The sequence below is a fragment of the Dolichospermum lemmermannii CS-548 genome (genome assembly GCF_028330815.1).
Taxonomy (GTDB): Bacteria; Cyanobacteriota; Cyanobacteriia; order Cyanobacteriales; family Nostocaceae; genus Dolichospermum; species Dolichospermum lemmermannii.
Map to the genome: position 1 here is coordinate 1 of NZ_JAQMTJ010000218.1, position 14,696 is coordinate 14,696.

At 39.9% G+C, this 14,696-nt stretch carries 13 protein-coding genes; 11 read left to right on the plus strand and 2 right to left on the minus strand.

Annotation, left to right across the window (positions count from 1 at the left end; translation table 11 throughout):
* Positions 1–132 precede the first annotated feature (132 nt).
* The 7 genes from purE (at position 133) to PN450_RS14445 (ending at position 8,917) form a co-directional block, all read left to right on the plus strand.
* The gene (purE, locus tag PN450_RS14415) at positions 133–645 is read left to right on the plus strand and encodes a 5-(carboxyamino)imidazole ribonucleotide mutase (RefSeq protein WP_271836737.1); all 513 of its coding nucleotides are present in this window, start codon (positions 133–135) and stop codon (positions 643–645) included.
* Positions 646–672: 27 nt separating this feature from the next.
* Complete coding sequence (gene fni / locus PN450_RS14420; protein WP_213710776.1) at positions 673–1,728, plus strand: type 2 isopentenyl-diphosphate Delta-isomerase; 1,056 nt, start codon at positions 673–675, stop codon at positions 1,726–1,728.
* Between the two features lie 858 nt (positions 1,729–2,586).
* Positions 2,587–4,956, plus strand: a complete 2,370-nt coding sequence (locus PN450_RS14425) for a ribonuclease R family protein (protein ID WP_271836738.1) — start codon at positions 2,587–2,589, stop codon at positions 4,954–4,956.
* A gap of 259 nt (positions 4,957–5,215) precedes the next feature.
* Entirely contained in the window at positions 5,216–5,836 is a 621-nt protein-coding gene (locus PN450_RS14430) for a flavin prenyltransferase UbiX (RefSeq protein ID WP_148764845.1), read from the plus strand.
* 160 nt (positions 5,837–5,996) lie between these two features.
* A complete protein-coding gene (locus PN450_RS14435; RefSeq protein ID WP_168650469.1) occupies positions 5,997–6,614 on the plus strand; it encodes a LapA family protein in 618 nt (205 codons plus the stop codon).
* Between the two features lie 46 nt (positions 6,615–6,660).
* The gene (locus PN450_RS14440) at positions 6,661–7,197 is read left to right on the plus strand and encodes a shikimate kinase (RefSeq protein ID WP_168697150.1); all 537 of its coding nucleotides are present in this window, start codon (positions 6,661–6,663) and stop codon (positions 7,195–7,197) included.
* 553 nt (positions 7,198–7,750) lie between these two features.
* Positions 7,751–8,917 carry a baeRF7 domain-containing protein gene (locus PN450_RS14445; protein ID WP_148764839.1) on the plus strand — a complete coding sequence of 389 codons (1,167 nt, stop codon included), beginning with the start codon at positions 7,751–7,753 and terminating at the stop codon, positions 8,915–8,917.
* On the opposite strand, the gene PN450_RS14450 is transcribed toward PN450_RS14445, so the two are convergent.
* Positions 8,914–11,241: a putative PEP-binding protein gene (locus PN450_RS14450; protein WP_271836739.1), complete on the minus strand. Its 2,328-nt coding sequence runs from the start codon at positions 11,239–11,241 to the stop codon at positions 8,914–8,916. The two genes, PN450_RS14445 and PN450_RS14450, sit on opposite strands and share 4 nt — an antisense overlap.
* A gap of 106 nt (positions 11,242–11,347) precedes the next feature.
* On the opposite strand from PN450_RS14450, the gene PN450_RS14455 reads away from it, so the two are divergent.
* Positions 11,348–11,806 (plus strand): MgtC/SapB family protein, encoded by a 459-nt coding sequence (locus tag PN450_RS14455; protein WP_271836740.1) that lies wholly within the window; start codon positions 11,348–11,350, stop codon positions 11,804–11,806.
* Between the two features lie 32 nt (positions 11,807–11,838).
* Here PN450_RS14455 and PN450_RS14460 read toward each other — a convergent pair whose 3' ends face one another.
* A complete protein-coding gene (locus PN450_RS14460) occupies positions 11,839–12,687 on the minus strand; it encodes a hypothetical protein (RefSeq protein WP_271836741.1) in 849 nt (282 codons plus the stop codon).
* 113 nt (positions 12,688–12,800) lie between these two features.
* Between PN450_RS14460 and PN450_RS14465 the strand changes: the two genes are divergently transcribed.
* From PN450_RS14465 to PN450_RS14475, 3 genes are all read left to right on the plus strand, one after another.
* Positions 12,801–13,397, plus strand: coding sequence for a hypothetical protein (locus tag PN450_RS14465; RefSeq protein WP_271836742.1), 597 nt, complete (start codon positions 12,801–12,803; stop codon positions 13,395–13,397).
* A 171-nt stretch (positions 13,398–13,568) separates the two neighbouring features.
* Positions 13,569–13,949 (plus strand): endonuclease domain-containing protein, encoded by a 381-nt coding sequence (locus PN450_RS14470; RefSeq protein WP_190386965.1) that lies wholly within the window; start codon positions 13,569–13,571, stop codon positions 13,947–13,949.
* 237 nt (positions 13,950–14,186) lie between these two features.
* Positions 14,187–14,696 (plus strand): tetratricopeptide repeat protein (locus PN450_RS14475; protein WP_271836743.1); only part of this gene is annotated, 510 nt, incomplete at its 3' end.

Below are 14,696 nucleotides of genomic sequence, written 5' to 3' on the forward strand. Positions count from 1 at the left end.
ATTGTTCGTTGTCAGTAGGGGCGAAGCATTTGGAAGATAAATTATCGGTCATTGCCAAAAATAGTTCTCCAAATGCTTCGCCCGTACAGTTGTCAGTTGTTCCCAGTCCCCAATCCCCAGTCCCTAAATTATATGAGTCTCGAAGTTGGTATTATCATGGGTAGTGATTCCGATTTGCCTACAATGAAGGATGCGATCGCTATTTGCGAAGAATTCGGTATTGTAGTTGAAGTTGCCATTGTCTCTGCCCATCGTACCCCAGAACGAATGTTTGAATATGCTAAAACTGCACATCAACGCGGTATCAAGGTAATTATTGCTGGTGCAGGTGGTGCGGCACATCTTCCTGGTATGGTAGCATCTTTAACTCCTTTACCTGTTATTGGTGTTCCCGTCGCTACTCGAAATTTACAAGGTGTGGATTCTTTATATTCTATAGTGCAAATGCCAGCAGGAATACCTGTTGCCACTGTCGCTATTGGGAATTCTAAAAATGCTGGACTTTTAGCTGTACAAATTCTTGCTACTCACCAACCAGAATTACTCGAAAAAGTGCAAGTTTATCGCCAAAGTCTTTGTAATATGGTCATGGAAAAGCAAGCTAAACTAGATCAGCTTGGATATGAAAAATATTTGCAACAATAGATATTAACATGATTTCATATATAAGCCGTGAACCCTCCTATTAACACCTCAGCCCAAACCCAAAATCGCAAAGCAGATCATATCCGCATCTGTTTAGAAGATAATGTCCAATCTCCAGTAATTACCACTGGGTTAGAAAAATATCGCTTTACCCATACTTGTTTACCAGAAATTGATGGTAAAGATATTGATGTGAGTACGACATTTTTGGGAAAACATCTCCATGCACCTTTGTTAATTTCCTCCATGACGGGAGGTACAGAACCAGCGGGAATTATTAACCGTCGTCTAGCCGAAGTTGCCCAAGAATACAAATTAGCAATGGGTGTAGGATCTGTAAGAGTGGCAGTGGAAAAACCCCAAGTTGCAAATACCTTTGCTGTTCGTAAATATGCGCCGGATATTCTCCTCTTTGCTAATTTAGGCGCGGTACAGCTTAATTATGATTATGGTATTGATGAATGTTTGCGAATTATTGATCTGGTGGAAGCCGATGCTTTGATTTTACATATTAACCCTTTGCAGGAATTCATTCAACCCAGGGGTGATACTAACTTTCATGGATTACTTGACAAAATATCTAACTTGTGCAACGACTTACCAGTTCCCGTAATTGCCAAAGAAGTAGGTAATGGAATTTCTGCAACTATGGCAGAAAAATTGATAGCTGTGGGAGTGCAAGCTATTGATGTGGCTGGCGCTGGTGGTACGTCTTGGGCAATGGTTGAAAGTGAACGGGCAGAAACTGTCTTACAGCGGCGTTTGGGGCAAACATTTGGGGACTGGGGGATACCCACAGCCGATTGTATTGCCAGTATTCGGGAGCATGATCCCGATGTTCCCTTAATTGCATCTGGGGGCTTACGCAATGGTTTAGATGTGGCTAAAGCGATCGCTTTAGGGGCTGATATTGCTGGTTTAGCAATGCCCTTTCTCAAAGCAGCAGCAGTATCGGAAGCGGCTGTAGTAGAATTGACAGAGGTATTAATTGCCGAAATCACCACCGTCTTATTTTGCACTGCTAACACCAATCTGTATAAATTAAAGCAATCTCAAAATTTACAGTTAATAATTGACAACTAACAACTGTACGGGCGAAGCATTTGGAGAACTATTTTTGGCAATGAGCGATAATTTATCTTCCAAATGCTTCGCCCCTACTGACAACTGACAACTGACAACTGACCACTGACCATCCCCTAGACAAAACCCTATATTTCAATATAAAGTCTTACTGAGAACTAAGCACTCACGACATTAAATATGTTCTGATACTAACAGTTGTTGATCACAAATTGTCGTCTATCTTTAAATGCTATACTAATTAACCAATTAGATATCTAGAAGTATTTTTAAAGAAGTGCGCTCTAAATCTACAATAATAAAGATAAGGTTTGCCTTCGTTGCCTGTGTTTTACTGCTTACCTGATTGTTACCGATTCTACATAAGGGAGAATTGGGTTTTTCAGCGGTTTCTTCTAGTGAAGACATGGCCAACACCACGCTATGCTATCAGATATTGATGTCGTGGAATTGCCTTACATCTAAACTATCAAACACCTGTAGTTAAACCAGTTTGTAGTTTGTGGGTTGTGGGTGAGATAGAGAGTTCTCCAAACCAAGTCTCTCACTAACTCATTATCTAAATTACGTAGTGTTTAATTATTAGGTATCAGGAGTGCATGGTCAAGATTGTTTAGATCAAGTCAAGGGTCACGTAAGCAAACGCTGAGATTGTCGTGCAGTGAGAAGTCAACGCAGGGGCTTCATCTGACAATGACTATGGCTAACGCCATGCTGCGCGATGAGCGGACTTGCCTTTTCTACGAAACACTACGCAAAGGCGAAATTCGTAAGCAAGTGTCTGTAAACCGCGAGGGAATACAGTAAAGAGCCAGATTCGACAACAAATGATGTTTTGACCAAAGGTCGGTTCACTGCATGGAATTTTCAATCGCTACACTTCTTGCCAATTTTACAGATGATAAATTAGTGGCTCGTAAAGTCCTAGAAAAAAAACTGGGTTGTGAGGATGAAGAAAGTCTAGAAAAACTCCAAATTACTTTGGATGTGTTGGAAAAAATCGGGCTTTTGGTGAAGGAACGGGGGAAATATCGCCGCGTTACCGAAGAAGGCTTGATTGAGGCTAAATTACGTTGTTCTAGTAAGGGCTTTTGCTTTGCGATTCAAGATAGCGAAGGCTCAGAGGATATTTACATCCGTGAAAGTCATTTGAGTAATGCCTGGAATGGCGATCGCGTTTTGGTAAGAGTCCTCAAGGAAGGCAGTCGCAGGCGATCGCCGGAAGGTGAGGTGAAGTTGATTATGGAGCGGTCTAATCACACCTTACTCGCCAGAATTAAGCAGGTGGAGGAAGGTTTTCGGGCTGTCCCTTTGGATGACAGATTGCTGTTTGAACTGAAACTACAACTCAACAGCATGAAGTTGGAAGAAGCAATTGATCACTTAGCTCATGTAGAAATTCTTCGCTATCCCCTCGCACAATATCCCCCATTGGGTCGAGTAGTGCAAATTTTGGGTAGTGATGCTGAAGCCGCAGCGGATATAGATTTGGTAACTTGTAAACATGATTTATCCCGAACTTTTCCTGATTCTATCCTCGATGCAGCGGCAAAGTTACCCAAGAGACTCCTGAAAGCAGACCTGAAAAATCGTCTCGATTTACGTGAGGTTTTTACCTTCACCATTAAGAGTGTCAACAGTGATGAATCTGTAGTTGAAAATGCCTTCAGTGTAGAAAAAACTACTGATGATAATTGGCGATTATTATTTCACATTACAGATGTTTCCCACTATATCCAAGCCGATGAGGCTCTAGACCGGGAAGCCCTCAAGCGGGGTAAGTCAGTGTATTTGGGAGAATTACTACTGCCAATGTTGCCAGCAGTGGTGATACAACGGTGTTCTTTAGTCCCTGGTAGCGATCGCTTGGCTCTCTCTTTTATCATCACCATTAACCCCCAATCAGGAGAAGTGGAGGAATGGGAAATTCAACCTAGTGTCATTAATGTAGATGTAGCTGTTAGTCAAGTAGAGACAGCAGCTATTCTTGCTGGTGAAAGCAGCACAGTGGCAGCCGAAGTCCAAGAGAAATTACCAGATTTGCAGACTTTGGCTACTGCTATTAAGCAGGTACGTCTACAGCGGGGCAGCTTACGGTTAAATCTCCCACCCAGCCACAACCCTTACTATGACGAAGGAGCAATGGGATCGGTGGTGGTTAATGACTTACCTGGGCGATCGCTCATTACCGAATTGGTAATATTAGTTAATCAACTCATGGCTGATCATCTCAGCGCCTTGGGAGTTCCCAGTTTATGGCGAGTTCAAGGCACACCTGATCCCGAAGATGTTCAGGAAATGCTCAAACTAGCCGTTAATTTAGGTGTGGAATTAGGACTTGATCCAGAATTAGAAATCCAACCTCTAGATTATCAACACTTGACGGGAGCTTTTGCCGATTCCCCATCGGAACAAGTTCTCACCTATTTATTACAAGACACTCTCAAGCCTTCTTTATATAGCATTACCAAAAGTTCTCACTTTGGACTAGCTTTATCCCAATATGTCCACATAACTGCCCCCTTACGTCGTTATCCAGATATCCTCTTGCAACGGGTGTATCATAACTTACTAGAGCATGGGCGCGATCGCCGGAATACCCGCGTCAAAGATCGGATAAACCTGCGCCATTCCAATTGTCACGAAGAAATCAATTGGAACGTTCTCCCCCCAGAACTCCAACAAGAACTGCAAAGCGACTTAACCAGGGTCATTGTCCAAATTAATGACCGAGAAAAAGAAGTCCAAGAAGCTGAAGCTGATTTAGCCGGACTCCAAAAAGCCTCCTTAATGAAACAACGCATTGGCGAAGTATTTCCAGGAGTAATTACTGGTGTTCAATCTTACGGCTTCTTTGTGGAAATTGAAGTCCCAGTAGAATCGCCCACAGAAGGTAATCTCGCTAATACCTTACGAATAGAAGGACTGGTTCACGTCAGTTCCCTCAAAGACGATTGGTATGAATATCGTGCCAGACAACAAGCGTTATTTGGGCGAAAAAATCGGGCTTCCTACCGATTGGGCGATAGCTGTATGGTACAAGTCAAAAGTGTTGATTACTACCGTCAACAAATTGATTTAGTGACAGTTGGTGCTGATGGTTTACCTAAAGCCATGAGCGAGAATACTGGCAATGAGGAAACAGGAGACATTTATCCACAAAATCAAAGCGATAGCTTGCGTGGCAAAGCCATATCTTTTGACAGAGAACCTTATGATCAAGAATAGTCAGTGGTCAGTTGTCCTTTGTCAGTTGTCCGTTGTTAAGTAGGTTAGCATTGAAAATCGTCGTTATGGCACTAGGCAAGAGGCAAAAGTCAAGAGGCAAGAGTGAAGAGGGCTTGGGCGATTTTACTTTTCTTTATACAGATTGGTTTTATTGTGTTCACCTACTTAGTTGCTCTTAAATATTAACCACTGACCACTGACCACTAACAACTGACCACTGACAAATGACTAATAACAACTGACCACTGACCACTGACAAATGACTAATAACACAAAACCTTTAATCTTGGGCGTAACAGGTGCATCTGGTCTAATTTACGCCGTTCGCGCTCTTAAATTCCTCTTAGCCGCAGAATATCAAATTGAACTGGTGGCATCTAAATCTACTTACACAGTTTGGCAGGCAGAACAAGAAATCCGAATGCCAGGAGAACCAGAAAAACAAGAGCAATTTTGGCGAGAACAAGCCGGAGTTCCCGAACAAGGTAAACTCCGCTGTCATCCTTGGAGTGATGTTGGTGCGGGTATTGCCAGTGGTTCTTTCCGCACGTTGGGGATGATCATTATCCCTTGTAGTATGAGTACAGTCGCAAAACTTGCTGGGGGGCTAAGTTCCGACTTACTAGAACGAGCCGCAGATGTCCAAATTAAAGAAGGACGTAAACTGGTAATTGTCCCCAGAGAAACCCCTTTTAGTTTAATTCACCTGCGGAACTTAACGACCTTAGCGGAAACTGGAGTGAGAATAGTCCCCGCTATTCCTGCTTGGTATCACAACCCACAAACCATTGAGGATTTAGTTGATTTTGTTGTAGCTCGCGCTCTGGATCAATTAGATATTGACTGTATACCAATTGAACGATGGCAAGGTCATTTATAGGAATTAAAAATTAACAATTAAAAATGAAAAAACTAAATTTTTAATTCTTAATTCTTAATTCTTAATTCTTAATTCTATTTTGCTCTTTTGTGGCAACAGCTATATTCATCTGTTTTTTCCTGGTGTATTCTTAGAATCCTGCTGCAATTTTGAATTTTTTATGGCTGTAATTCGCTTAATTATCTTGGTGACGGCAATGCTGGGACTAATAATAATATTAGTTCAAAATTTGTCGCCCTCACTTCCATTAATGTTTTTGGGGATGCGAACTCAAGCATTACCATTAGCATTGTGGATTTTATTAAGTATCACTGCTGGTATTTTCACATCTTTAATAATTACTAGATTGTTAAAATTTGCGACTGATTTAAATTTACAAGCACCACAACCTCTACCCAAATCAATTCCCACTCCACCCCGTGTTAGACAAAATACTCCACCAACCGTTAATCAAGTTGATGATGAATTTGACGATTGGGACACAAATCGCAATCAAGATGATTGGGATAATGGCGAAAATTCAGAACCAGTAACAGAAACTTCCCCAAGTCAACAAAGTTATAATTCCCGCAATAGTTCCGTTTATTCCTATAGTTCCCAATCACCGAAAAATACTGCTGTGGGTAAAACTGAATCTGTTTATGATGCTGATTATCGGGTAATTATTCCTCCTTACCAAGAATCAGGCAAAACTCAAGTTACAGATGATGATGACTGGGATTTTTTTGAAGATGATGATTTTGAGGATGACAACGAAAATAAACCACAAAAACGCTAATTTAAGCTTTAATAATAATTAATAATTTTACAGGAGAAAAATACTGATGATTGATATATTAAAAGGAGTCAACCTCTATTTAATTGGCATGATGGGAGTTGGGAAAACAACAGTAGGAAAGTTATTAGCCGCAGAAATTGGTTATAGATTTGTAGATACAGATGAAGTCATAATCAAAGCCGCAGGTAAATCTATTAATGAAATATTTGCCGAAAATGGTGAAGCGGAGTTTCGGCAATTAGAGAGTGATGTTTTAGCTCAAGTTTGTGCTTATACTAAGTTGATTATATCTACGGGTGGGGGTGTTCCCATGCAGCAGCAGAATTGGAGTTATCTCCATCATGGGTTGATAATTTGGTTAGATGCACCAATAGGAATAATCTTACAGCGGTTAGCGGAAGACAATACCAGACCACTTTTACAAGATGCCGATATCGAAAGTAAATTGACATCGCTTTGGGAACAACGTCAACCAATGTACTCCCAAGCTGACTTACATATTACTATGAGCGCGACCGAAACACCAGAAGAAATTGTCACACGCATCCTCGCTACAATTCCCAGTATTCTCAAACCGCAATAATTCTTTCTACACCCATTTATAACCCACTTGAATATCAGATCCCCGACTTCTTCGAGAAGTCGGGGATCTGACTCTGGCAATGTATATCTACGGCACGCTACGCTATCACAAATCAAATACGAATTGCTATATATCTATAAAAAGGAATAGAAAGCAGTTAATTTCTTGTCAAAAGCAAGATGCAGAATTTCCACATCAAGAGTTGAATGGAATCTAGTAGTTTGTCAAGATAAAAATGATGGACTGTAGTGTGAGCGTCTCGCTCACTTGTGCGCGTCTCGCTCACTTGTGCGCGTCTCGCTCACTTGTGCGCGTCTCGCTCACTGTAGTGTGAGCCTCTCGCTCACTGTAGTGTGAGCCTCTCGCTCAATGTAGTGTGAGCCTCTCGCTCAATGTAGTGTGAGCCTCTCGCTCAATGTAGTGTGAGCGTCTCGCTCACTGTAGTATGAGCGTCTCGCTCACGCGGGCAAGATGCCCGCACTACCAAAAACCCGTCAAAATAAATTTGACAGACTACTAGATTCTGTAATTATCCTCGACAGGGATGAAATCTATGACTATATTTTCTCTTGATGAACTCAAAAATTTAGTCCAAAATCCTGAGTATCCATGCGTTTCTCTGTATCTACCTATGGAAAAACTAGGAGGAGATACGCGACAAAATCCGATTCGGTTTAAAAATTTAATTCGAGAAGCTGAAAACCGCTTAGATGAAACAGGATTACGTCATACTGAGACTGTAAATTTGCTCAAACCAGCGATGGAATTAGACAACACTGATTTTTGGGAAATTCAAAATCAGGGATTAGTAATTTTTATTTCCCCCAATCTATTTCGTTACTATTGTTTACCAATTTCTTTTCCCCAATTAGTGGTTGTTGGCAAGAATTTTCATATCAAACCCTTATTAAATCTGATTAATAATGATGGAAAATTCTACATTTTGGCTTTAAGTCAAAAGAATGTCAAACTTTACTCAGGCACGCGCTACCAAATTAATGAAGTAGAAGTAGAAAATATGCCTCATAGTTTGGATGAAACTCTCTTAGAAGATGAATTCCAAAAAGGCGTACAGCATAGAATTGGTATCCCTAGAGGTGCAACTTCTGCGGCTCAACACCCTGGTTCTGTGCATGGACAGGGTAATCCAGATCGGGAGAAACATGAAGAAGATATTTTGCAATTTTGTTATGCTGTTGATAGTGCATTACATAAAAAATTGCGAGGTGAAAAAGCACCTTTAATATTAGCAGGAGTAGAATATTTATTACCAATTTACCGACAAGCTAATACTTATCCATATTTAGCAGAAACAGGGATTACTGGCAATGCAGAAATCCTCAAAATGCAAGAATTAAATCATGCAGCTTGGGAAATTGTTAACCCTTTATTTCAACAGGAATATGAAGATCTAATGGCTGTTTATCTGCAACTATCTGGGGAAGAAAGTAACAAAATTGCCAATGATATCAAAGCAATTATCCCGGCTGCATATTATCAAAGAGTTGATACTTTGTTTGTGCCTCTAAAACAACATATATGGGGTAAATTTGATTTACCAACTGCTACAGTTGAATTACATCCAGAACCAGCACCAGATGATGAAGATATGTTAGATTTTGCGGTAATTCACACCATATTAAATGGTGGTAAAGTTTATACTCTTGAACCAGAAGCAATGCCTAGTGGAGTTAAAGTAGCGGCTATTTGCCGATATTAATTTTTTAAGTTGCTAAGTTGTCGTCGTGCTGCTGCTAAAATTAATCTTTGTTCAGCACGAGAAATCGCTTGATAAGTCCTTTCCACCGCTTCCGGTTCTACAGAAATAGAACTAATCCCCCATTCTATTAATTTATCAATCATTTCTGGATAAAGCACCGGGGCTTGACCACAAATAGAACAGGGAATACCTCCAGCTTGAGACATTTTAATTAATTGAGATATTGCCCCCATTACTGCTGGATGACTTTCATCAAATATTCTCCCTAATTTTCCCTGTTCCCTATCTATTCCTAATAGTAATTGAGTTAAATCATTTGTGCCAATAGAAATACCTGCCACACCAACTTTAATATATTCAGGTAATAGAAATAAAATACTAGGAACTTCTGCCATGATCCATAATTGAAACTGGGATATTTGTGTTAACCCAAATTGCTCAACTTTTTGACGACAAAATATAAATTCTTCAACACTACGAACAAACGGTAATAGCAAATTAATATTTCTATAACCAGACGCTTGAACTATCGCTAAAGCTTGCAATTCCAATTCAAAAACCGCCGGATTTTGCATATAGCTGAAAACACCCCTGTCACCAAGAATAGTTCGACTTCGCTCACTATAAATTGATGACTGTGATAATAATAAATCATGGGGTAGGTAATCTAAAGAGCGATAAAAGATAGGTCTAGGTGAAAAAGCGCGAGCAAATTGCTTAATCTGCTCAGATAATAACTCTAATAATTCCGCTTTTCTTCCGGCAATTAACCATTCTTGAGGATGTTCTCCCTTCAGAATATTTAACATCATCAATTCTGAACGTAATAATCCTAACCCATCTACAGGTAAACATTTCACTTGTTCAATTAATCGTCCTTGACTCAAATTTACGAGTAACTTAGTGGCAATTATTGGTAAATTTATCGGCTGATAATTGACAATTTTTTCCTCTTTGATTAATTCTTCTATCTCCTCACTAGGAAAGTTTTCTTCATCTTCTGTGAAACGATATATTTCACCCTTATTACCATCTAATAATAACTTTTCACCTGCTTGTAAAAGAGTGGTTGCACCTGTGGCACTCACCACCGCAGGAATACCCAACTCCCTGGCTAAAATCGCCCCGTGGCTAGTTAATCCTCCTTGTTCTGTAATAATCCCCGCAACTCCTTGTAGTAAGGGCAAACAATCAGGAGTAATCACTGGGGCGATGAGAATTACACCTTGAGGAACTTGGATTGCTTTTTGTGATGAACTAAAAATATGGGCATTAGCAATAATTCTCCCTCTGGCTGCCCCAATGCCTTGAATAAATTGCACACTCTTATTTACAGATTGGGGAACAGTGACTTCTGTAATATAGAGTTTTGTGGCTAAAGATTCTTTGGCAACTGTCCATTTCATAGTTAAAGTTGCCCCTAATTCACTGACTATTTGATTACTGACAGTAATTAATTCTTGCAAAAATTCTTCTGGCAAAGCATATTCTTGTTGTTGGGATTCTTCTAAAATATAAGCTAATAAAAAATCAGTATCTAATGTTGGTTGCAGTTGTTCATCTGTAAAAGCATTACCATGATGAAGACGATACGCCAACATTTTATTACCCAATTGTCTTTCTACGACTGCGCCGGTTTTTGGTTCTATGTAATAAACATCTGGTAATACTTCACCGTTGGTAATTGCTAGTCCTAAACCCCAAGTAGCTTCAATATCCCATGCCGATGATTTAGTATTGATTACACCAGAAGCGATCGCATTGTCAACTGGTTGCACTAACACCCCTAAATTAATGCTAGGCAAACTAATCCCCGCACTGTGCCAATATAGTAAACTTCTCGCCCGGAATAACTGACTCCAAAGCAGCTTTAAAGCAATACCTATTTCCTCCTCTTCACAAGGGCAAAATACTGGTTCTAATAACCCAGATACATTTTTCATTTCTTGGTTATTTGATATTGCCAAACTGGGACGCAAAATTAAACTGCTTCTTTGCCATTGTCGCGCAGCTTGAAAAATTGTCCTCACCCAATGAGGTGGCACAGTCGCTGAGATAATTTCCTGACGTAAGCGTCCGGCTACCTGTTGCAGTTGTCGCCAATTATGTACATCTAAATGTAGCGAAGAATGGGGTAAATCAGCGATTAACGACTCTGAACTATTGAGAGTTTCTAGAAATTGCCGTAAAACATCTGCTTCTACTACAAAACCAGGAAGAACAGGATAACCCTGCTGTTTAATCTTACTTAAATAAAACGCCTGCACGCCAACCTTGGGGCGGTCTTGTAGTTTAATTTGGTCAAGCCAATAGAGTTTATCCACTCAATTTATTAAATAATATTTATTACATACTTTTTGTTACTATATTACCAATTAGTCCGAACAATGCCCCGATTTCATTTATTAAACTATTTACCACCGAAAAAAATTGATCAATCCTTATTATATTGCCAGTAGTGACTGGCTAAACACTGGACTTCGTTTATTTTTTGCCTTGTTTATTGGAGCTTTAATTGGCTTAGAACGACAACTAAAAAATAAACCGGCAGGTTTAAGAACCCATATGTTAGTAAGTTTGGGTTCAGCCATATTTACTCTCATCACTATCCAAACAGGTGGAACAGAACTTAGTGCTGATTCTCTTAGTCGTGTAGTTCAAGGTATTGCTGCTGGAGTCGGCTTTTTGGGCGGTGGGGAGATTTTGCGTCAGTCTTCCCAAACATCAAAATCTCCAGAAGTTCATGGTTTGACTTCTGCCGCTGCAATTTGGGTATCCGCTGCTTTGGGAATTGCTGCTGGGTGTGGTTTATGGCAATTAGGATTAATGGGTGCGATTTTAACTGTAATTATTCTACACATATTTAAAAGATTAGAAAAATTTTATTAGTTAGGTGAACAGAAAAATTTAAAGGTATGACATTAATTGCCTTTTTCACGCAGATTAGGACGGCTGATAATTAACAATTGTACCCCACCATCACCTGTATTAATTGTCAATACTGGAGGACGTTGATTAAATTGTGATCCAGGAGGCATAGATGGGAATAGATAAACCCAACCATTACTTTCAATTAATAAGCGCCAAATAATTGGTTTTTGAGGATCTGTTAAATCATTTGTTTCTTGACCAATAATATTTTTAAACTGTTCCATATCCCCAATAATATGAGAATCTTTCAAAGAAGGATTAATGAATACATCATCTAAATTACGTCCCAAAGGTAGTTTATCTTTAGCAGTTACAAGTGTAACTATTGGTCTAGTAGAAGTATTATTAACGGCATCTCGATAAGCATCAGCTAAACCTTGAAAACGTCCCAACCAAAACAATGAAGCTAAAATCCAAATGACAACTATGATTTCTTGACGTAAGGATTGCGGGATAAGTTGAGCCAAAGAACGTAAGATTTTAAGTAATGGAAAATTATAAATTTTTTCAAGCAGTCTTTGGATTCTATTTGGCTGGTTTTGAATATTTGGATGTGGTGAAATTATCCAAAATGTAAGTTTTATAAAAGCTATGGTTAAAGTTATGGCTATGGTAGCGCGAATAAATATCCAAAAGTTACCAAATATAATTTGTATTGGTACTATTAAAAAAGACTCATGAGGTAAATTAAGAGTATTAAGTTCTAAGGCAAAAAAGCCAAAATAAGCCCAGCGATAAACCCAACCAATAAAGTAAATAAAAATGCCTAAAACTCCGATGAGTCCAGCGAAATTACCAAGGATGTTGATACTGGGTGGATTTTGAGGTTCTGGTGACATAGGTTATTTGTGAAAAAATTCAGGAATATGGGCTGTTATTCGTGATTTTATCTCATAATAACATTAGACGGGAAAGAAACTACACTATTCAGCATTAACTCACCCGCAAATATATGAAAGTTGTTTCCAAGACGTTAAGCTTGATGTTAGTAGTAGCTGTAGCTGGGATAGCAGAAAACATCAAACCAGTGACAGCAAATATACAATTAGCGCAAACATCAACACAAGTAACTACAACAGTCAAAAACTCGCCCATATCTTTAGCATTACCCACAATGGCGGATATTAAGCTCAAAAATGGCGAATCAATGACTGCAAGGGTATCGGGGTTTGATTCTAAAGGGCAGACAATTGAGTTTTCTCTTGGTAAAGAGTCTAAATTGTTGTCAGTTACCAAAGTGCAGCAGATAGTTTTTAAGAAAGATCAAGGATCTTTAGTTTATACTGGCACAGGTGAGCAAGTAATCCGGGGTGAAGATCACAGTAAGGCTACACAAAGCGTATGGTCGGATATTCCCCTCGAAGCGTTTGAGTTGTTTGACTCCCAAAAAGGACAAGCTAGGGTGAATTTAGCAACGGTGAAAAAACCAAAAGAACTGTTGCAAATCCGTTCTGTGGCTGTGAAAAGTTTGTACATAGCAGATGAGATTGAGTTTAGTTCTAAAGGTAAGATGACGATTAAGGTAACACCTGTTGATAAGAAGAAATAACCCCACCCTAACCCTCCCCTTGCTAAGGGGAGGGGACTGGAATTCTCTTGTTTCCCCCCAAAGCATAGGGGGGATTAAGGGGGGTCAACTTAGCAAGGAGAGGGGACTGAATTCTCTTATTTCCCCCCTTTGCAAGGGGGGATTAAGGGGGGTAATTTAAATATTTATCTTATGACAGAACTTTATAACAAAACTTCAGAAAAAGAAAAAAGAAGATCGCTCCGTAATAATATGCCACCTGCGGAGAAGATTGTTTGGGAAAAGCTGAGAAATCGGCAAATCGAAGGTTGCAAATTCCGCAGACAGTACAGCATTGATAGATTTGTGATTGATTTTTATGCTCCAGAATTAAAACTGGCGATCGAAATTGATGGGGATAGTCATTTTCAAGATGGGGCGCAAGTTTATGATTATGAACGACAATCTTTTCTTGAATCTAGTGGAACTCGCTTTTTGAGGTTTACAAATCAACAGGTTTATGAAAATTTGGCAGGTGTCATCACAAGTATTGCTCAAACTGTCTGTCAATTGCGGAATTTGACCCCACCCTAGCCCTCCCCTTGCTAAGGAGAGGGGACTGGATTCTCTTATTTCCCTCCTTTGTAAGGGGGGATTAAGGGGGGTCAACTTAGCAAGGAGAGGGGACTGGATTCTCTTGTTTCCCTCCTTTGCAAGGGGGGATTAAGGGGGGTCAACTTAGCAAGGAGAGGGGACCGGATTCTCTTGTTTCCCCCCTTTGCAAGGGGGGATTAAGGGGGGTCAAATATCGAAGTTCACAAAAGAGGATTGATGATGAAAAAGAACAATCAAAACAATAACTGGCTTTTAGGATTACTAAAACATCGTTATACAAGTCTGGGTATTGCTGTTTTCTTGTTGTGTGGGGTTGTTGACTCTAACCGTGTTTTGGCAAAAGATGATTTACTGAAAATTGCCCAATCTCCAGCAGCAACAAAGGAAAATGCAGAACGGGTTTTTGATGAGGGCATGAAACTTTATCAACAAGGATCAGCAGAGTCATTGCGACAAGCAATTAAAAAATGGGAGGAGGCTATATTACTGTTACGGGCTGTAGGTAATCGCCGTGGGGAAGCTACCACTCTCAATAATATCGGTCTTGTCTACGATGCTTTAGGAGAAAAGCAAAAGGCACTGGACTTTTACAACCAAGCCTTACCCATACTTCGGGCTGTGGGCGATCGCGGTGGAGAAGCTGTCACTCTCAATAATATCGGTCTTGTCTACGATGCTTTAGGAGAAAAGCAAAAGGCACTGGACTTTTACAACCAAGCTTTACCC

What these genes read in the sequence shown, in the direction of transcription:
- purE (WP_271836737.1), top strand. Translation starts at nt 133, where the DNA reads ATGAGTCTCGAAGTTGGTATTATCATGGGTAGTGATTCCGATTTGCCT.
- PN450_RS14425 (WP_271836738.1), top strand. Translation starts at nt 2,587, where the DNA reads ATGGAATTTTCAATCGCTACACTTCTTGCCAATTTTACAGATGATAAA.
- PN450_RS14430 (WP_148764845.1), top strand. Translation starts at nt 5,216, where the DNA reads ATGACTAATAACACAAAACCTTTAATCTTGGGCGTAACAGGTGCATCT.
- PN450_RS14435 (WP_168650469.1), top strand. Translation starts at nt 5,997, where the DNA reads ATGGCTGTAATTCGCTTAATTATCTTGGTGACGGCAATGCTGGGACTA.
- PN450_RS14440 (WP_168697150.1), top strand. Translation starts at nt 6,661, where the DNA reads ATGATTGATATATTAAAAGGAGTCAACCTCTATTTAATTGGCATGATG.
- PN450_RS14445 (WP_148764839.1), top strand. Translation starts at nt 7,751, where the DNA reads ATGACTATATTTTCTCTTGATGAACTCAAAAATTTAGTCCAAAATCCT.
- PN450_RS14460 (WP_271836741.1), bottom strand. Translation starts at nt 12,687, where the DNA reads ATGTCACCAGAACCTCAAAATCCACCCAGTATCAACATCCTTGGTAAT.
- PN450_RS14465 (WP_271836742.1), top strand. Translation starts at nt 12,801, where the DNA reads ATGAAAGTTGTTTCCAAGACGTTAAGCTTGATGTTAGTAGTAGCTGTA.
- PN450_RS14470 (WP_190386965.1), top strand. Translation starts at nt 13,569, where the DNA reads ATGACAGAACTTTATAACAAAACTTCAGAAAAAGAAAAAAGAAGATCG.